We start from the raw sequence: 19,833 nt of genomic DNA, 5'->3' as shown, positions 1-19,833 counted from the left end.
AACCCATGTTTAGCTTCCAACCCGTTTGCCTTCATTTTCTAATCCTTTTTCCCTGTTTTTACGCCTTGTTTTCTGGTTTCCAAAGTTATAGGATAAATTAACACTGATTCTTCGGCTATCCCTGAAACCCCTACCAACATAGTACAATCCATTGAAATCTGCAGTACCTTGCCAATTGCTTGTATAAAAAATATCCGTGGCAAGTAGGCGAATGTTCAATTGATCCTTAAAAAATCTACGCTGCAGTCCAAGGTCTAGCTTCCAATTGGGTTCCATTTCAAAAACCCCTCCCCAGACCGTAGGTCCATTATAATATCCTGATATTTCTCCTGTTATTCCTTTAGGAAGTTGTATCGAGTTTTGGAGATAGAGCTTATAGGAAAACACCTGAAGGTCAACAATGGCGTTATCTCCAAAATTGGCCTGATTATCTATATAGGATGCACTGAAATTAAGATAGCTTTTTAGCCAATTGTTGAAGTTTAGGGACATATTGGAACTCAATCCAAAAGTATCCTGAAAGCCCAAATTTTCCCATGTACCAAAAGTAGCTCGTGGTTCATCTGCATCTGGTCCTACCAGTCTTGTAATTTTATCTTCCGTTTTACTATAGGTCAATTTAAAGTTGTATTTGGATTTATAGGAGTACCCGAGCTCAACATTGTTTTGAATTTCGGGTCTTAGGAACGGGTTCCCTTTTTCAGAGGACAACAGATTTATCTGATCATTAAAAGGATTTAAGTTACTAAAGTCGGGCCGATTGATTCTTCTGCCATAGCTCATGAACATTCTATTCTCCGCATTCACCCTCCAAGAAATCCTGAAACTCGGAAACCAATCCAGATAATCCAATTTAACCGGTGGCTCCTCAAGTTCTGGCAAGAATGCTTCCAAATCTCCTTGTGCATGTGTTTGCTCCGCTCGAAAACCAACTGAAATATCTACTTTTTTGTTCAATGGCAAAGAGTAGTTCAAGTAGGCCGCATAAACATTCTCGGTATAGGCAAACTGACGGGAACGTTGATCATTTTGAATCCTATCTCCTATTGCTCCATCAAAAAAAAGATAGGTATTGTCTGTTCTGATTCTACTGACTTTAGATCCCAACTCTATTTTGCTTTGCCCCAAATGGGTTTCATAGTCCGCCTTAATGGTGTAGATATCAATATCGGTAGGAATGTCTATGCTGTTTGTTTCTTCAGATAATAGTTGATTGTCAACATCAAAATATTGGTTGGGCTGAAAACGATTGGACCTATTTTCATATTTTCCATAATCCAAATTTAACTGAAGAGCATTACCACCGTAATCTGCAAAATGGTAATATAAATTATAGGTCTTCTGGGTTCTTCTGGCATTTGATGTTCCATTCACCACCAAGGTACTATCAACCAGATTTGATGTGGCTGCATTGGAAATTTCTGTTCTAGTATGGGCTTTAAGACTCCCATCCCTCACATTACTACTTATAAGCGTGCCCAAGGTGTGTTGGTCGGAGAGGAATAAATCAGCCCCTAGTTGATAGTTGTGGTTGTTAGATTTGCCGACGAAATCATTGGTTTCATACAAAACTATATTGTTCAAGAAGTTATTGTAACTGCTTTCATTGAATCGTTTTCTATTGGAAACACCCGCCGAAGCAAATATGTTCAATTTTTTGTTCCTGAAATTTCCAATGGCGTTCAACACCATACTGGCATACCTTCCTTGTGAATAGCTTGAATTGATGGTACCGTTTCCTCCTAAATTCTTGTCCTTTTTTAAAACAATATCAATGATACCCGCATTTCCCTCTGCATCATATTGCACTCCAGGATTAGTGATAATGTCAATTTTATCAATCTGCTCAGAAGGTATATTTTCCAGATAGTTGGCTAGGTCATCCCCTTTTAGGGGCAACCTTTTACCGTTGACGTATATCAAGACTCCGGTGCGGCCCAATATTGAAATGTTATTGTTGTTATCCACAAAAATCCCCGGAGCTTTATTCAGTAAGGCAACACCATCTGTGCCAACGCTGTTTATGGTACCTTGAATATTGAAAGTTGTCCGGTCCGCTTTAACTTGAACCATTGGTTTTGAGGCTGTGATAGTTACCTCAGTTAGTTGTTCTACCTCGGGTTGCAAAAAATATACTCCCAGTTTCAAATGTTGATTTTCAGCTAGAGTAATATTGTTCAGGGTCAATTTTTGATAGCCCAAAGAAGAAAACTCCAAAAAATAATCTCCTTCCGAAAGATTATCGAGTTGATATACCCCATTTTCATTGGTAATTCCAGCCTTGGTCATAGTACTATCTACAGATTTAAACAGCATTACATTAGCAAATGGAACTGGCTTTTCTGTATCATCGTTGATGCGGCCAGAAATTGTCGCTGATTGACCAAAAATGATGCTTGGAAAGACCACACAAATCAGTAGGTTTAAACAGAATCTCATACTCGTTTTGTTGTTGTGCAAAGTTGTTCTGAGATACGAGCACCATCAACTTTAATCTGTCAACACTTCTTTTTGCTCTGTAAAAAGATTATTGCTTTTGATACATTCCAGTTTTATAATAAAACTAGTTGTATTATAAAATCAGAATAATATATTTGCAATAAACACAACAAAACCAATACTCTCATGAAAAGCTATTCGCAATCGGTTAAAATATATGGAAGCAATGAAGCCATTTTTAAGGCTCTTACCTTACGTATTGACAAGTGGTGGGGTGAGGTAAATCATCCTATAACTGGGCCAGAAACCGTTTTTAGGGTTTCTTTTGGTGAAGCCTATTGGGGTTTCAAGGTCATTGATTTTACTCCAAACATTCGCATTACTTGGGAATGTATTGAATCTAACCAAGTGCATGCCGGTCTTAAGGGCATTAAAGAAGAGTGGCTGGGAACAAAACTACACTGGAACATCCTCGAAGAGGATGACAGCGTCTCTAGGGTCGATTTTCTCCATGAAGGGTTGGTACCCGCGTTTAATTGCTACGATGTTTGTTCATCCGCATGGGACTTCTTTATAACCGACAGCCTTAAATCGTATGTTGAAGAAGGTATTGGCAAGCCAGAAAAATGAACCGACATAGCATATCCGGTCAAAGCAAATATTTCACCAATCTAGATTTAGACCTAAGCCTAGGCTTTTTCCTTAGAAACTGATTCCAGTTCCTCTCTGAGAGCGCCTTGAAGTTTATCCTGTAGTTCTTGTCCTCCTGCTACCAGTTCCCCTACATGGATCCTATCTTTTTCCGATACTTCTCGGTGTTTGGTGCTCCAATCCGCAATTTGTATCATCACTGGCATAAGATCTATACCTTTTTCGGTAAGGCTATACACATTTTTCTGTTTATGATGCGCATCTTTGGTTTTGACCAAGATTCCAAACTCCTCAAGTTTGTTCAATCTGTCGGACAAAATATTGCTGGCGATTTTCTCATCCGAAGCTAACATTTCCCTAAAGTAACGCTTCCCATCAAACATAATGTCCCTGATAATCAGCAAGGTCCATTTATCTCCAAACACCTCTAAGGCCTGATTAATAGGACAGTGTGACTTACAATTTTTCATCAATAACCAATTTTATTATAAAACCAGTTGTAAAATACAATTAGTTTTAATTATATTTGTCCAGTTGCTTTTTGCAACCAGTCAAATATACAATAATAATGAGCATTCGGCAATGAGGCCGGCAACTATCATTCAAAAAAGAGAAAAATGGAACATCAACTACTGCAAAATAAGAATGCGCTTATTTTTGGCGCAAAAGGGTCACTGGGAAACAAGGTAGCCAAAGCTTTTAAAGAAAGTGGTGCCAATGTTTACTTATCAGACATTAATGTTGACGGCATTGAATATTCTGATTTAGGTGAAATAAGATGGGTGGACACCTTAAATGAAGCTGAAGTAAAACAATACTTCTCCTGGTTTGAACGTGAAGGCGTATCCGTTGACATCGTTATCAATTTAAGCGCATCCGATCCTGCAGAATACAATCATGGGAAGCCGGCAGTGGATGTTACTTTGGAACAATTCCTTATTCCTTTAAAAACTACCACGGCCAACCAATTTGTCACGGCAAGGGCGGCATTTCCCCTAATGGCCAAACAAAAAAGTGGGGTCATCATTTTCATTACCTCTACGCTGGCCAAAGTGGGTTCGCCTTGGAGTACGGCCCTTTCAGCGTCCCATGCCGCAACCGAAGGGTTGGTCAAAAGTCTAGCAACGGAATGGGGAGCCGAAGGTATTAGGGTCATTGGAGTTAGGTCTGAAGCCATGCCGGATTCCCCTACTATTGACTATACTTTTACCACCATGGGGGCTAATATGGGTTTGAGCAGGGATGAAATGCAGGGTTTTATCGAACAGCAAAAAACGGCCCTAAAAAGATTGCCCTCTACCCAAGAAACCGCCGGTGCCATTGTGCTTGCAGCTTCTGACCTCGCGGGTTATATGACGGGAACCATGCTCAACCATTCTGGAGGGCATATTTTGGAATAAGTTCAAAACAAAAAGTACCTACTGAAGACCAAGCATTTGTTATTAATGCAGATTACCTGTTTGATTGGTAAATCCCATTATACAACACAATTCTCCAATGATCTGGGTCTTCATAGGTTTCCCCTCTTTTCTTCCAATATGGATTTTCGGGCTCAACGGGCATGTATCCCTTGTTCTTCAATCTACTGATGGCGTTGTTATATTTCTCTGAAGTATCAAAATACAAGACCATTAAATTTTCTTTTGTTGGCTTTGGTAGTTCGGAACTTTCATCGTGTTCTGTAAACTCTAGGTGATATTGGTCGCCTGGTAGACCCAACATGATCCCACTATAGCCTTGATGCCCTTTGAACGATTCAATTTCTTCAAGTCCGAGTACACCAACATAAAAATCCTTGATTTTTTCCAAGTTGTTGGTTGGCCTAGCAATTCTGAACTGCACAGCTTCCTGTGCTATATTGTACTCATCTTTTTTTAAACTATTGTTTTGACAAGAAATGCATAGTATAAGTGCAAATAAAGCTATGGAGGTTTTCATTTCTGACTGTTTTATTGGTTTTCTTATGGTCTTTGTTAGGTAACCTATCTCCCAGTAAAATAAAAACGCAAAAATATAAAAGTGGTTGCAATATACAATCAGAAAGTACGGTTTTGGTCAGTTATAAAGTGATAGGTAAGATTCAAAATCTGGCTCACCCAGCCTTAAAACAAATTTCTTCCATAATTCAATTTCCTTATGATATATTTCCATTTCATGAACACAGGCCATTATTGTGCGGTCGTGCACTTTGCCTATTCTATCGAAATCATCAATTGGTGATGAAAAAAGCTTTTGATGGATGATATCCTCATAACCCCACCAGTTCAAAAGGAACCAATTGGCCTTAATTCCTTTATGGACAATTAAAAACCCAACACCATAGCGGTGTTCATTCCTTGCCGGGCTTGGCAATTCTTTAAGAATAGTGCTTATAAAAGCTTCATTGGGTTCAACAGTGAGATTTATTCCATAGATCTTAACCTGCCATCCATTTTCATGGAACACCCTAAACAATTGTTGTTTTCTTTGTTGATATGGTCTAAAGCTATAGCTCATTGCGCAAGAGAAAATGAAGTGGTCAATCCAACACAAAAATCCCTTGGTAATTTCTGAACTCCAAAAATGGCCCTAGAGTGCATTCCCTTGTCCCCAAGGATGTTGACAAAAAGATTAGAGGCACCGTCAACAACCAGTGGGGCGTCATCCCAATTTTGACTGGATTGATAATAGGCATCCAAATGATTGAGTCCTTGAACGGCTTCAAAACCAATTTTATGGTGAATTTGTGAAAGCACATTCAAAGCACAAAGCTCCATGGCTTTTCGCCCTTCTCCCGTTGACACCTTCTCGCCCAATCTGCCCTTAAACAAAAAGTCACCATTTAGGATAGGAAATTGTATAGACACATATGCCACATGATTTCTTGTGTTGACTGATACATAACTACCTCCTGGTTCTGTAGGTTCTGGTAACACTAAACCGTATTCTTTTAACTTTTTTTCTATGCTTACCTTTTCCATTTTTGTCTATGCTCATTGTTTAATCCGTTTGAAGATCGCGGACAACAAGGGTACCGCGATAAACACCATAAGTGGAACAATAACAATTGTCAAAATCAACGTCTTGACCGGTAGGGAATACGGTTCCAACCTGGGCTCCAAAATAATAGCACTAAAATTACAATTGGATAAATAGCCAACCAATTGATCAGGGTTATTTTTATTTTTTCCTTATTCAACCGTGGCTTCATTAAGATTTATATGCAATGTGAGGGAAGTTTTCAATCACTTTCCATTTGTTGTTTTCACAAATCACCAAAATATGGGAATGAAATACCATTGTTTCACTTTCCAAATTAGCTTTTACAAAAGCTATGCTTGTGTACACATCTACCTGCTCAATTTCCATGGCCCGTGGAGTTCCACCAAAAGTACCCTTCTGGATAAGGTCTAAATATTTGGGTTTGTCAATTACGAAAACTCCTTGCTCTTCAAAGAAACCATATTGTACATTTCTAAAATCAGGGTGCAAGACATCTTCAAGAAGTTGCACATTGCTTTCATCTCCTCCACTGATAAATCTGGTCACCACATCGATTACTGCTTTGTTATCTTTCATTTTTTGTTTTTTATTTGATACCGTTTCTAATTATCAAGTACCGTCCCCTTGAGGGGCACGGTACTTATTTTGTTTCTACTGGATAAATGATTTAAACTGGGCAACAAAACCACCGGCTTCAAGAGTTCCCTGTCCCATTTGTTCAAATACCTCTTGCGGAAGACTTGCCTTAAAACCAAACCCATTTGATAGAATATCATATATGGAAATTGCAGATACCAAACCGATAATATCTTCAATAGTTTGATCGTTCCAGCCAGCCTTCCGTAATATTTTGATATCTTCTGGACTCACCTGATTGCTATTCTTGGCCAATTTATTCGCAAAGGCCAATACAGGTTTTATTTTTTCTTCAGCTACTTTATTATCTGCGGACCCCATTGCTCTGAGCATGCCACTGTGGATGCCTATACAAAATTCCGCTCCATTGGCCTTTGAGACCTCCAAGGATATCATTTCTCTCTCTTCCCATGTAAGTTCTGATTTCTGTTGAGTTAGATTATCAAGAAATTCCATAATGGGCATATACCTTTTATGATCTTGGACCAATACCTCTAAGAAGTTGTTTGTGTCTTTGGTTTGTTCTAAATACGACATAATTATATTGAAAATTGAAAAGGGTTAAAATTCATTTGTTTGACAATTCATCGAATAAAAACGTGACATTCTTTTCGATGGGTTCATTGAAGTGATTGCACTATCGAAAGTTGTGCTATTGTTCCATAACTTTCAGAGGGGGTTCAGATTTCTTTGCCACTCCCCTCATTGATGTAATGAATGGATGCTCCGTTCCAGATTTTGAGGAAATTATTTTGAAACGGAAAAAGTTCTTTGTTCACCGGGAATTCCATCATACTATGGGCAAAATTTTAATGGTTCTTGCCCCACTCTTCTGACCCAAGTACATAATCGGGATTATTCAATGAAGGAAATCCCCGTTCTTTTTCAAAGGTTTTCATATTCCAGGTCTTGGTAAAAAGTACCTTCAACATGAACTTCATACCTTTGATTTTGTTCCACAAACTTTGTTTTGCCATAGGGTTTTCCATAAGATACCTGCGGGTTATGGTACCAAAACCATCAGGTTCCTTCCCCACTATTTCCTTGACCACATTGTTGGGTGCTTTAAATGCAAATGCGCCTTTATGGCCCTCCTCAATATAGTATTTTACCTGTGAGGCATCCATTTGGGGATACCCAGACGCCTTAAGCACTTTGTACATCATGGAAAATGACATTTTGGAAGCCTTAACTTTTCTTCCCAAATTCTTTCCAATAATTTGAGCCATTTCATCGGCGGTCAGTAAATCCTTCCCTGTTACCCTATATATTTTTCCTGGGTGTTCTTCCGGATTTTTGAGAATATGTGCTGCTACTAGACCTATATCTTCGTTGGATGGAGGTGCATTCTCTCCAAAATCTGGTAGGATTCCAAATTGTGCAAGTGGCTCTGGAGTCATGAAATACACAAAGGCGAAAAGTCCTGGATTAAGTATGGTCAACTTTGTCTTGGATTGCCTCTTAAAAGCCTGATCTACCAACCAGTGTTCCTTGGTATACACAGAAGGGTGCCGACTTGAGGACAACCATTGTGTCAATAGCACAACATGTTCGACTTCAGATTCTTCCAAGGCATTTACAAATGTTGTTCCTTGAAAAAGAAGGTTGGGGTATGTAGGTACAAAATACACTCGCGAAATGCCATTCAAAGCTTTTCTTACATCCGCTATATCCTCAATATTGCCCACGAAAATTTCTGCCCCAAAGCGACTTAATTCCCTAGCATTTTTGTTTTTTGGATTCCTTACGAACGCTCTTACCGAAAACCCCAGATCAAGTAATTCCTTTGCCGCAGGAAATCCGGTATGACCGTTTGCTGCTGTTACCAAAATTTTTGTTTCGTTCATTACATCATTCAATTTGTATATACAAGTTAATAATCAAAAAAATATCATTTAAACCCCGCCTCGAATACCTCAAACGCAGCTACCGAGGTATTACCCAACATTTGATGCACTTCGTCCATAGCCTTTTCCCAAGATGGAATTGACTCCACAACTTTGCTGCTCCCGGACTTGGTAAGTCCAATTATAGGCCTATTGACAGCACCTTTTTTGGTTACGTAGTTCTGATCTATTAATCGAACCAAGATTCTGGTAAGCGAAGAAGTTTCAAAATGAAGCATATCAGCAACTTCATGTTGTTCAGACTCTCCCTTTTTGTACAACACCATCATTACGCTAAGTTGAGTTTGTGTTAGACCAAGTCCTTGCAAATGTTTACGATATATGGAATCTACAACCCTACTCAATCCATTGATTCTTGCTCCAAAACAATCTTGCAACTCATACTTCATAATACAAATATATCTTAAATACTTGTATATACAAGTAGAATAGTCCTTTTTAAAATTGTTTTAAGAAACTGAGCTTTATGATGGCCTGTTTTTGCTCAAATGATTCCAATCCATTTTGAAAATTGTTGGAATTGAATACCAAATAAAAGTAGGACAAGGGTTTGTATTCCAGCGCCAACCTAATGTTGTAAGCATCTAAATTGTTCAAAGTATTGTGTTGATACATTCCAAAAAGACCGATTCTTGGATTTAGAAACAACCTACTCTCCACAGTTAAAAGGTCCACCTTGCCCGAAGCTCTATTCATCCCAAAATTTTTGAATTCATTTCTTAAGAAAGAGCTTTTTAGGTTAATCTGGGGTATGGGGATAAACAGCAAGGACGCATTTAAGGTATTTAGTGTACCATTGAAGAAGTTTCCGCCTTCATAACTCATTGTAGTTGAAACTTTTTTAGAAGGGTCGGTTCCACCTATAACAACAAACCTTGAGTATTTATATTCCCCTGGATTTATTTCTCGGTCCAAAAGTCTGAATGTCTCCGTAATCCTTTGGTACTGGGATTTCAGTGCAAAATCGACAAAATCGCCTTGATGTGTTTCCAATCGGATTGGACTGAAAACAAATTCCCTTTCCATTAGTCGGCCATTGGTGGCATTGTGATACCAATTCATCTTTACACCAGGCTTATACGATCTTAGATGACTTTTAAGAGGAAGTCGTTGTCCTCTATAATCCGCTTGAGTTCCTACAGAAGTTGCAATTACATTCCTTCTGGACAAAAAACCGAGTGCAGGGTTGAACTTATTGTCTACATAGGACTGCGTCCACCAGGTTTCTACTCCATTCGTTTTTAATTGATATTGTATGTATCCCGCAAACCCACTATGTTCCGTATCAGTATCGTATGAGCTCAAAAACATGGCACCCAGACTCTGTACATTGTCTAATCTAAAAAAGCCATCCAACCCACCTACGGCATTGGTGTTGTCAGCATTGGTCCTAGAAGTGAAAATTCCACCAACCCTATTTTGTTTTCCAAAGTTTTTGGAATATCTCCCTACCAAATTATAGCGCCCATCCACTTCAGCAACTTCGCCTTCTCGAATAACCATAAGTCCATAATTTTTTTGTGGCGATTGGTTTACCAATCTCAAACCGAAATCAATGGGAATCTGCCCACCTTCACCGTCCAATCCAATATTTCTACTAAAAAAAGGCGCAATGATCATATTCCCTGAGATACCGTCATTGAGCAATCCAGACCCAAAGAGGGAGGCATTTTCCAGAAAGAAGGACCTCTTTTCTGGAAAGAAAACCGAGAATCTACTAATATTGTTCACTTGTTGGTCAGCATCGGCCTGGGCAAAATCGGTTTTAAAGGTTACATCCAGCAAAGTATTGGAGTTAATGGCCCATTTTAGTTCCCCTCCAATCTTGTGCTTTCGGTCAATTTTGGACAGGTCTCCGTTAGTTTTTCTTTCCTCATAGGATGTCAACGTGAATGGATTGACCTGCAGATTGGTCTTGTTCCTTGGAAGATCCATATTTTTAAGAATTCCAAAGTATTCAGATCTGTTGAAACCAAATGATCGTGGATATGGTGCCCAGGCAGATATTTCATTCAATCTGCGATGTTGGCGTACAAAATTTACACCCAGGTCTTGTGTTCCTTCATTTACTTTAGGATATCTCAGGGTTTTCCAGGGTATTTCAAATTCGGCGTACCACCCGATATCGGTAATTTGCGTTCGTACTTTCCAAAGACCATTCCAATCGCTATCAAAATATACATCATCAAAAGACAGATAATCTTTTTGCGCTCCATATGGGTTTGTGGCCAGCGTCATACTATTTCGTTCATCCAAGAATCCATCGATTCCTATAGCAAACGTATCATTTGTCCTAAACGAAAAGTCCCTGGTCAAATCTGGCACTCTTATTCCCTTTGCGCCCAGGCTATCCACACAAAATACTCCCAGATACAAGTTGTTTTTGTCATAAATGACCTTCACATAAGTGCTATTCTGAGAAGGAAGCCCTTGATTAGGTTCTATTTGTATAAAATTGGTCAACGGCTCCACCGAATCCCAAGCCTTTTCATTTAAAATACCGTCTATCTTCATGGTCTCATTGGTTTCAATGGCCACTACCCGCTGCTTGTTTTTTTTGGGTCTAAAAGTTGTTTGTGCCTTAAGGCCAATAGTTAAAAAGGTTGCCAATAGAATAGTTGCAGTCTTCATACTTATAATTTTAAGACTGCGAAGAAATGGACCTAGTCTTTTGCTGAAAACCCGATTCTTGCTAATGCGGTTTTTGACCCACAAAAATTATAGTATCGCAAGAATCGGGTTTTAGGTTAGGTTTAAAACGTTCAGTTTCGTGCCAAATCTTAACCCATGAAAAAATTGTTATTTGGCTTCTTCGGACTTTTTCAGCTTACCGTAGTGGCACAGACCCAAGAAATTGAAAAATTGAGGTTGGTGGAAACCTCTGAGTTTATTCAGGAACCCAAAGACATTTTAACCCATCTGGATTATCTGCAAGAAAAGGATTCTGTGGTATTGATCACCTTTTTGAAGTTAAACGGTATGTTACTGGAGCACGGGTCCATTAGTAAAAGGGAGCTATTGAAAACCCTAGAAAAAACTCATTTTAGAAACCGTTATTTTGTAGTTCTGTTAGGGAAAAAGGCTGTTTTTTATCTAGAGGGCTCCAATTGAAGTATCCCACTAGTAAAAATTCTTTCGTAAGCTATATAATTCCTGCTTAACTGATTAGGTTTCCATTTTCATCCCATTCGGCTACAATATTTCGTTTGCTTTGGTCCACGCATTTGGCCAACCACTCTTCTTCGTAAGCCATGCCGTGTTGTTTCAACACATCCTCAGGAACTCCATCCCAAACGTTGGGCATGTTTCCTTTGTAGCCCAACTCTTCAATGCCAATTTTTGAGGTATAAAAACCGGTCAACGTCAAATTTCTTACCAAGGAGAAGAAATTTATGGAAGCTGGTCGTTCTTCTTCTGGAACTTCTGGATCGTAATAGGCCACCTCGTCCAAAATTTTATGTTGCTGCTCTTGCCCTAGGGACTTGAACTCCATTTGAAACCTAGAGTTTGATTCATGATCCAACCACATTAGCCCCCCACGTAAATCAGTTTGCATTTCTGGCAAATCCTTGGCCATAAATTCAATAAAATCTGGCACTTGGGCATCCGTAGCACTTTTAAATTCATCACTTTTGGGAAGAATCAAATCACACAAAACAGCTAAGGTTGCCATTTCATGGGCGTTGAAAAACTGAATTTCGTGCAATTCCGCATTCAATTCTTTCTCCTCTGGGGTCCTTCCATAAAAAACCTCAGCTTTTTGGACCACTTCTTCCGTCTGCCCCTCTCCTGGTTTGCAGCCATGCAGGGCCAAACCTCCAGCAACAGTTCCCAAAACCATGGACTTTAAACTTTTTCTCCTATCCATTTTTATAGATTTTGTTTTTTCAATTGGTCAACGATATAATCCGAAGCTCTCCAAGACAATGCAAGAATGGTCCAGGTACAATTCTTATCAGCCTGGGAGACAAACGGTCCGGCATCCACAATAAATACGTTGTCCACATCATGCAACTGCTGAAACTTGTTGGTTACGGATGTTTTTGGGTCATCCCCCATTCTGGTGGTTCCCACTTCATGAATAATCCTTCCCGGTGCAAGCAGGCCATAATCTTCATCTTTTCCTGGCGCTTCACCTAAAGGTGTACCCCCCATATTGTGGATAATTTCCTCAAAGGTATGCTGCATGTGCCGTGCTTGATTTCTTTCCAAATCCGACCATTTGTAATGGAAACGCAGCACCGGAATACCCCATTGGTCGACCGTAGTGGGGTCTATTTCACAATAGTTATCCTTTCGCGCAATGGATTCTCCCCTACCACTCATTCCAACGATAGCTCCATAGTATTTTTTCACATCGCTTCTCAAAACATCACCATAACCGCCCACCTTGGTTCCAAAGAATTTGTTGAATTCATTTACATTAAAACCAAAACCGTAGTTGGGCATGCCCATTCCTCCCCAAATTTCAATGTGGTATCCTCTGGGGAAATCCAGTTTTGAATTATCGCCCCACCAGGGGGAGTAGACATGCATTCCGCCAACTCCATCTTCATTATAGGACACCTTTCGATTCATTAAATCGGGGACAAATCCTACGCGACCACCTCCGGTGGAATCATGCAGGTATTTTCCAACATGGTCGCTACTATTCCCTAGACCATTTGGATGTTGGGCACTTTTGGAATTCATCAGAATCCTTGCAGAGCTACATGCGGAAGCTCCAAGCACCACCACTTTACCCTTTAGTTTGTATTCTTTTCTGTCTTCTTTATTGATATAGGAAACCCCTGTTGCCCGTCCTTCTTTATCCGTAGTTACCTCACGTACCACACAATTGACAAAGAGGTCTACTTGCCCTCTACTTTTTTGGGCCGGGAAAATCAAGCAGGTTCCTGCTGAAAAATCGGCGTAGACCTGGCATGCCCTGCTACATTGTCCACAATAGAAACAAACCCCACGTTCATTATTGATTCGTTTGGTCAACATGGACATTCGCGAAGGATAAACCGGAATGTTGCTCTTTCTTGCTCCTTTTATATAGTAAAGCTCATGCAAACGAGGTTTGGGTGGTGGTAAAAAGAACCCGTCCGGGTCATTTGGCAATCCTTCGTTGGTTCCAAAAACTCCTATTAGCTTGTCTACTTTATCGTAATAGGGTTTGATGTCCTCATAACCAATGGGCCAGTTATCGCCATAACCATCTACATCTTTATGTTTAAAGTCGGTTGGTCCAAAACGCAGTGAAATACGCCCCCAGTGATTGGTTCTTCCTCCCAACATATGCGATCTAAACCAATCGAATTTTGTACCATCCTTATGGGTGTAGGGTTCGCCTTCAATTTCCCATCCGCCATAGGCGGCATCAAAATCTCCAAAAGGGCGAACCGTGGCCGCTCCTCTTCTAGGGCTTTCCCAGGGCCACTTTAATTGGGTTTGCTGTTTTGGGTCGGCAGGGTCAAAAAATGGGCCTGCCTCAACAACGGCCACGTTTAAACCGGCGTCGGCCAAAATTTTTGTGGCCATACCACCGCCAGCTCCAGATCCTACAATGATTGCATCGTAGACCTTCGAGTTCTCAATTATTTGCATGATGTTTGTTCACTGGTTAAGCCTTTCCAAACTGAAAGAGTAGTTTGGTCTTATGTCAAACTTGATTTCTCCCACAAATTACATATTAAGTTTTAGCAAGGCTAAATTTTAGGTAGATCATTTCCAATGGTTTCCATAAAATCTTGTTCAAAGACACAAGTGCAGCCCAAGATTGCCCCTTTTTCCATTATGTTGGAGACCAATACCTCCAACTGAACTCCATTTGCTTCCAATTTGGCAACACAGGATGGTCCAAAAAAGGAAAAAGCTTTGGAAATGCTCCCTCCCATGACGAGAGCGTCAGCTTTGAAAGTTTTTAGGTATGGCGTGAGGAATTGGGCCAGGTTTTCTCCAAAGACTTCAAACGTTTTAACGGCCAAAGGGTCTGTATCTATTCGGTCCGCCAGTTCCTTTGCTCCCACTATCTTTTCACCTCCCAAATCTGCATACAATTTTATAATCCCCCTAGTGGAAAAGTAATCGTCTGCCATTCCCTCATCCCATTCCAGATTCCAAAGGCAACCATTTGGGGGCACTGTAGGACCACTCAACACAGGAAGTCTTTTATCTACAAAACCTGCCCCCAAACCGGTACCCAAAGTAATACACAATGTTCTTTTGTCTTTTATTGTTGGATTGGAACGTGCAACCCCAACGGCAAATGAAGTGGCATCGTTTAAAAATTTAATAGGCAATGTGGTTTCCGATGCGAGTAAGGGAGACAATTCATCCTCAATTTTGACTCCGTTCAACTCCGAAAACTTAAATCCCTCAGGATATTTGGCAATTCCTTCGGAATAATTAAATGGACCAGGAATAGCACAAGCTAGACCAATAACTCCGTTCTCCTTCTTATCTAAAACTTTATTGAATACCTCGGACCACTGTTTTATGATACCTGCTTTGGATTGCGTGTTGTCTACATGTTCAGATATGAAGGTATCTTCAAGAATGGTATACTTCTCTACATCCACAACGGCGGCACAAATGTGTGAACCGCCAATGTCTGCCCCAATCACATATCTTTTACTCATTGTCCTTTGATCTTATCAATTCGTCCCAAAGCCATTATTCCATTTTAAACTGAAGTTGTTTTCCCTTTATAAGTTCTTGATGTGAAATAAAGGGACTGCCTATTTTTTTTCCATCTAAAATTACTTGAAAATCTACTTTATCATTTCCTCCAGCAGAACCGGATTTAATTATTTCCAACTTCTGATTTTTTTGATATTCTTGGTCCAGCCAAATGGTAACTTTGTCAAAAGTGGGGGTTGTCAATGCATAATAAGGTTCAGCAGGACTTACCGGATAAATCCCCATCATAGAGAAAACCGCCCATGCACTCATCGTCCCTGTATCATCATTGCCAGGAAGGCCGTCTGGAGAATTTTTAAAGTGTTTTTTAAGTAGTGCACTTACTGTTTTTGATGTTCTCCATTCCTCGCCTTTTACATAATTAAAAAGGTATGGATAAGCAATATCAGGTTCGTTGGTCATATCAAACTGCTGATTGTCAAAAACATCTTGGAGTCGTCCTAAGAAGGGTTTTTGGCCGCCCATCAACTTCATCAGCCCTTTTACATCATGGGCGACCATAAACGTGTATTGCCAAGCGTTTCCTTCTATAAAACCTGGATTTTTAATAAAATTGGCTCCCGTTTCTGGGTTATACGGAGTAAGCCACGAACCATCATCATTTTTGGGGCGAAGGAGGTTAAATTCTTTGTCGAACAACTTTCTATAGGAGACGGATCGCTTTGAAAAGCGTTTATAATCTTGTTTTTTATCCAGTTCTTTAGCCAATTGGGCTATGGCAAAGTCTGTAATATTGTACTCCTGCGTCACGGAAACCGATCCACTATTGGTGGTCTTCGTTGTCAAATAACCTTTGTTCAAATAATCATTGATTCCTGGTCTAAGAGGATTATTTTCTAATTGCTCTGCACTCTTCACCATGCCCCTGTACGCCTTTTCAACATCAAAATCCTGAATACCTCTTAAATAAGAGTCAGCAATCACAATTCCGGCTGGATCCCCAACCATTGTAGTAGTTTCTGTGGCATTCAGTTCCCATTTGGGCAACCAACCTGACTCATCATAGATCTGCAGCATGCTTTTTATCATGTCGGATTGTTGCTTTGGGTACACCAAACTCATCAGTTGGTGGTAGTTTCTATAGGTATCCCAAAAGGAAAAGGCTGTGTATCTCGTACCATCGGTCCTTAAGGTTTCCCGAGTTCGCATTTTTGGATATTCGCCATTGGCATCATTCAATGTGCTTGGATGGATGAGGGTATGGTAAAGTGCCGTGTAGAAAATGGTCTTTTGCTCCTGCGAGCCCCCTTCCACTTCAATTTTGGACAGGTAATTATCCCATTCTTGCCTTGTGACATCCACTATTTCATCAAATGATTTTCCAGAAGTTTCTTTTTCCAGGTTTTCCCTTGCATTTTCAATACTTACATAAGAAATACCAACTTTCATTTCCACAACGGAAGGTTTATCAAAATGGTAACTCATATAAGCTCCTATACTATCTCCTACCACCTCTTTTCTAAACCCTTCCTTTATTCTGGTCTTTCCATTGTATCCCATCCATTGTGCTTCCACTCCATCGTACTTCCTAGGCTTCTTCCAAGCACCAAATGTTTCTGCAGGTTCTGAAAATTGGGCCACGAAGTATACGGGATAACTTTCCTCTGGTTTGTAGTAGCAAAACGAACCTATGGTCCGTATTCCCTCAATTTCTGTTGGGGAGACTACTTTAACTTGGGCACCTTGTTCATTGGTAAGCCCAAGTCCCAAATTCAACAAAATATTGGCCTTCCCTGCAGGAAACGAATATTTGCTGACTCCGGTGCGAGTAGTGGCGGTTGCCTCCACTTGAATTCCGTAATCATCCAAAACATTGGAATAGTATCCTACGGAAGCTTTTTCGTTTGAATAGGTTGTACCATACAGAAGATGGTCGGTAACCAATTCACCCGTAGTAGGCATGGCGATGATGACCCCCAATTCAGGACATCCAACTCCACTCAAGTTTATATGGCTAAATCCAGTAAGAAAAGTGTTCTCATGCACGTAAGGTGTGGAAAGCCAACGACTATCCTTTTCCAAAGGCAGGTTCTTGGGGCCAGCGACATTGAAAGGAGCTACATTTGCCATTCCCCTAACAGCAATCGGGCCAGGGTTTGTGGTGCCAAAATTGGACGAACCAATAAAAGGATTGACCAGGACCGAGGGTTTTTGCTGAGTCCAAACTGCCGAGGTGATAAGACAGCAAATCAATATTTTGAGGCTAGTTTTCATTTGAAAGTGAATATGGAATTGATGTCTGGGAAACACCCCGGTTTTTATTAGGTTCTGAACCCATTTCAAAATTCAGGTTCCCCCCTTTTTGAAGAACATCGGTTTTTAAGAAAGTAGCGTCCCATGTCTCTCCGTTCAATTGGGCACTTTGAATATATGGACTATTCCTACCATTGTTCTTTGCCAATATGGTAAATGTGTTTCCATTCTGCAAGTGTAACTTAACCTCATCAAACAAAGGACTTCCCAAAACATATTCGTTTGTGGCTGGGGCCACAGGATAAAATCCTAATGCACTGTACACATACCAAGCAGAGGTTTGTCCATTATCCTCATCCCCACAATATCCATCAGGAGTTGGGGTATAAAGCTTGGTCAAGACTTCTCTTATCTTCTCTTGGGTTTTCCAGGGTTGTTTCCCATAGTTGTACAGATAGACCATATGTTGAATTGGCTGGTTTCCATGTGCATAATTCCCCATATTCATAATCTGCATTTCCCTAATTTCATGGATGGTAAACCCATAATAGGAATCGTCAAACTTGGGAGGCATATTGAAAACCCCATCGAGCATGGACACAAATTCATCATCTCCTCCCATTAAACCGATAAGCCCTTGTACATCATGAAAAACAGACCAGGTGTAATGCAAGCTATTACCTTCGGTAAAGGCATCTCCCCATTTTAGCGGATTAAAAGGTGCCTGAAAAGTGCCATCTTTATTTTTACCTCGCATCAGTTTGGTATCTGGGTCGAAAAGCTTCTTGTAGTTCATGGACTGCTCATAGTATTTTTCAGCAATCTTATCTTTTCCCATGGACTTGGCCATTTGGGCGATGGTAAAATCGGCATAGGCATATTCCAACGTTCTGGCTGCATTTTCGTTAACTCCCACATCGTAGGGAACATATCCCAACTCATTGTAATAGTCCACTCCGGCCCTACCAACACTATTTACCGGTCTACCTTCGGATACAGTTGCATTTTTGAGCATTGCCTCAAGCAACAGCTCTTTGTCAAAACCGTCTACTCCACTTAAATGTGCATCAGCTATGATGGGTGCCGAATTGGAACCAATCATACTGTTCCTATGACCAGGGCTGGCCCATTCTGGCAACCAACCTGATTCTTTGTAGGTATTTGCCAATCCCTCCATTATTTGAGCGTTTAGCTCGGGGTACATCATATTAAAAAAAGGAAATACAGCTCTGAACGTGTCCCAAAAACCATTATCGGTAAACATATATCCAGGAAGTACTTCACCATTGTACGGACTGTAATGCACTACCTTATTATTGGAATCCAGCTCATAAAACTTTCTTGGGAACAGCAGTACGCGGTACAAGCAAGAATAAAATGTTCTTAAATGATCAATGTTGTTTGAGGTTACTTCAATTCTAGCCAGTTCGTTTTCCCAAGCCTTTGAAGCTTTATTTCTGGTTTCTTCAAAGCTTTGGCCTCCAATTTCTCTATCAAGGTTAAGTTGCGCCTGCTCCGGACTTATAAAAGATGAGGCTACTTTTACATGTACTTTTTCGCCTCTTTTCGTTTTGAATCCGACAATGGCTCCCACATGCTCACCCTTTTTCTCCGAGGAGTTTTCATCCAATTTCCAATTATCGCCCCATGTTTGTTTTATTTCAAAAGGTTTATCAAACTCAGCCACAAAGTAATTATGGAAGTTTTCCGGAACTCCTCCACTGTTGTTTCTACAGTATCCAATAATCTTATTCCCTTCGGGAATAATCTTTACCATGGAACCTTTAAAAAAAGCATCCAGTAGGATATAGGCATTGTCCGTTTCAGGAAATGTGAATCGAAAATGTGCTGCTCTATCCGTAGGGGCCACCTCAGCGACTACGTCATAATCGGCCAGATATACCGAATAGTAATCAGGTTTTGCGGTTTCTGCCTTGTGCGAAAAATGGGATGCCCTTTCGTCTTCCTTATATTTTAATTCCCCAGTGACCGCCATTAGCGAGAATGCTGCATAATCATTTATCCAGGGACTTGGTTGGTGTGTTTGTTTTATCCCTCGTAGGGTATACTCGTCATATTTATAAGTCCAACCATCTCCCATTTTGGACGTCATGGGTGTCCAGAAATTCATGCCCCATGGCGTGGCTATGGCTGGATAGGTATTTCCATTGGATAGGCTGAAATCTGAATCGGTCCCCATTAAAGGGTTAACATACTCCAGTAGGGATACTTCTTCTATTTGAGACGGTTCTTTGCCCCCATTTTTTTGCTCAGTGCATCCTGTTGCTATCATCGCCAGTAATGCCAAGGGAAGGAACTTAATTTTTACTTTTCTCAT

18 protein-coding genes are annotated in these 19,833 nt (G+C 40.3%); 3 read left to right on the top strand and 15 right to left on the bottom strand.

Annotated elements, in window-relative coordinates; all coding sequences use genetic code 11:
* Window positions 1-9: 9 nt before the first annotated feature.
* Complete coding sequence (locus tag DX873_RS01505; RefSeq protein WP_116182767.1) at window positions 10-2,439, bottom strand: TonB-dependent receptor; 2,430 nt, start codon at window positions 2,437-2,439, stop codon at window positions 10-12.
* A gap of 186 nt (window positions 2,440-2,625) precedes the next feature.
* Here DX873_RS01505 and DX873_RS01500 point away from each other — a divergent pair, with 186 nt between their 5' ends.
* Window positions 2,626-3,069, top strand: coding sequence for an SRPBCC family protein (locus DX873_RS01500; protein WP_116182766.1), 444 nt, complete (start codon window positions 2,626-2,628; stop codon window positions 3,067-3,069).
* A 59-nt stretch (window positions 3,070-3,128) separates the two neighbouring features.
* On the opposite strand, the gene DX873_RS01495 is transcribed toward DX873_RS01500, so the two are convergent.
* Window positions 3,129-3,560 carry a winged helix-turn-helix transcriptional regulator gene (locus tag DX873_RS01495; protein WP_116182765.1) on the bottom strand — a complete coding sequence of 144 codons (432 nt, stop codon included), beginning with the start codon at window positions 3,558-3,560 and terminating at the stop codon, window positions 3,129-3,131.
* A gap of 147 nt (window positions 3,561-3,707) precedes the next feature.
* On the opposite strand from DX873_RS01495, the gene DX873_RS01490 reads away from it, so the two are divergent.
* Window positions 3,708-4,490, top strand: coding sequence for an SDR family NAD(P)-dependent oxidoreductase (locus DX873_RS01490; RefSeq protein ID WP_116182764.1), 783 nt, complete (start codon window positions 3,708-3,710; stop codon window positions 4,488-4,490).
* A gap of 52 nt (window positions 4,491-4,542) precedes the next feature.
* Here DX873_RS01490 and DX873_RS01485 read toward each other — a convergent pair whose 3' ends face one another.
* From DX873_RS01485 to DX873_RS01450, 8 genes are all read right to left on the bottom strand, one after another.
* Window positions 4,543-5,028 (bottom strand): VOC family protein, encoded by a 486-nt coding sequence (locus tag DX873_RS01485; RefSeq protein ID WP_116182763.1) that lies wholly within the window; start codon window positions 5,026-5,028, stop codon window positions 4,543-4,545.
* Window positions 5,029-5,145: 117 nt separating this feature from the next.
* Window positions 5,146-5,586 carry a hypothetical protein gene (locus DX873_RS01480; protein ID WP_116182762.1) on the bottom strand — a complete coding sequence of 147 codons (441 nt, stop codon included), beginning with the start codon at window positions 5,584-5,586 and terminating at the stop codon, window positions 5,146-5,148.
* A complete protein-coding gene (locus DX873_RS01475; protein WP_116182761.1) occupies window positions 5,583-6,050 on the bottom strand; it encodes a RidA family protein in 468 nt (155 codons plus the stop codon). The genes DX873_RS01480 and DX873_RS01475 overlap by 4 nt, the downstream gene beginning before the upstream one ends.
* A gap of 229 nt (window positions 6,051-6,279) precedes the next feature.
* On the bottom strand, window positions 6,280-6,648 hold the full coding sequence (locus DX873_RS01470; RefSeq protein WP_116182760.1) for a nuclear transport factor 2 family protein: 369 nt from the start codon (window positions 6,646-6,648) through the stop codon (window positions 6,280-6,282).
* Window positions 6,649-6,723: 75 nt separating this feature from the next.
* Window positions 6,724-7,245: a carboxymuconolactone decarboxylase family protein gene (locus DX873_RS01465; protein WP_116182759.1), complete on the bottom strand. Its 522-nt coding sequence runs from the start codon at window positions 7,243-7,245 to the stop codon at window positions 6,724-6,726.
* Between the two features lie 272 nt (window positions 7,246-7,517).
* Window positions 7,518-8,555 carry an NmrA family NAD(P)-binding protein gene (locus DX873_RS01460; protein ID WP_116182758.1) on the bottom strand — a complete coding sequence of 346 codons (1,038 nt, stop codon included), beginning with the start codon at window positions 8,553-8,555 and terminating at the stop codon, window positions 7,518-7,520.
* Between the two features lie 44 nt (window positions 8,556-8,599).
* On the bottom strand, window positions 8,600-9,004 hold the full coding sequence (locus tag DX873_RS01455; protein WP_116182757.1) for a MarR family winged helix-turn-helix transcriptional regulator: 405 nt from the start codon (window positions 9,002-9,004) through the stop codon (window positions 8,600-8,602).
* 49 nt (window positions 9,005-9,053) lie between these two features.
* Complete coding sequence (locus tag DX873_RS01450; RefSeq protein ID WP_116182756.1) at window positions 9,054-11,246, bottom strand: carbohydrate binding family 9 domain-containing protein; 2,193 nt, start codon at window positions 11,244-11,246, stop codon at window positions 9,054-9,056.
* Window positions 11,247-11,402: 156 nt separating this feature from the next.
* On the opposite strand from DX873_RS01450, the gene DX873_RS01445 reads away from it, so the two are divergent.
* On the top strand, window positions 11,403-11,726 hold the full coding sequence (locus tag DX873_RS01445) for a hypothetical protein (protein ID WP_116182755.1): 324 nt from the start codon (window positions 11,403-11,405) through the stop codon (window positions 11,724-11,726).
* Between the two features lie 46 nt (window positions 11,727-11,772).
* Here DX873_RS01445 and DX873_RS01440 read toward each other — a convergent pair whose 3' ends face one another.
* The 5 genes from DX873_RS01440 to DX873_RS01420 form a co-directional block, all read right to left on the bottom strand.
* The gene (locus tag DX873_RS01440; protein WP_116182754.1) at window positions 11,773-12,483 is read right to left on the bottom strand and encodes a gluconate 2-dehydrogenase subunit 3 family protein; all 711 of its coding nucleotides are present in this window, start codon (window positions 12,481-12,483) and stop codon (window positions 11,773-11,775) included.
* Window positions 12,484-12,485: 2 nt separating this feature from the next.
* Window positions 12,486-14,207, bottom strand: coding sequence for a GMC family oxidoreductase (locus DX873_RS01435; RefSeq protein WP_116182753.1), 1,722 nt, complete (start codon window positions 14,205-14,207; stop codon window positions 12,486-12,488).
* A 101-nt stretch (window positions 14,208-14,308) separates the two neighbouring features.
* Window positions 14,309-15,241, bottom strand: coding sequence for an ROK family protein (locus DX873_RS01430; protein ID WP_116182752.1), 933 nt, complete (start codon window positions 15,239-15,241; stop codon window positions 14,309-14,311).
* Between the two features lie 34 nt (window positions 15,242-15,275).
* Complete coding sequence (locus DX873_RS01425) at window positions 15,276-17,516, bottom strand: GH92 family glycosyl hydrolase (protein WP_116182751.1); 2,241 nt, start codon at window positions 17,514-17,516, stop codon at window positions 15,276-15,278.
* Entirely contained in the window at window positions 17,506-19,833 is a 2,328-nt protein-coding gene (locus tag DX873_RS01420; RefSeq protein ID WP_116182750.1) for a GH92 family glycosyl hydrolase, read from the bottom strand. The genes DX873_RS01425 and DX873_RS01420 overlap by 11 nt, the downstream gene beginning before the upstream one ends.

The sequence above is a fragment of the Flagellimonas nanhaiensis genome (assembly GCF_003382275.1).
GTDB classification, from domain to species: domain Bacteria; phylum Bacteroidota; class Bacteroidia; order Flavobacteriales; family Flavobacteriaceae; genus Flagellimonas; species Flagellimonas nanhaiensis.
This window is presented reverse-complemented; position numbering and strand designations above follow the sequence as displayed.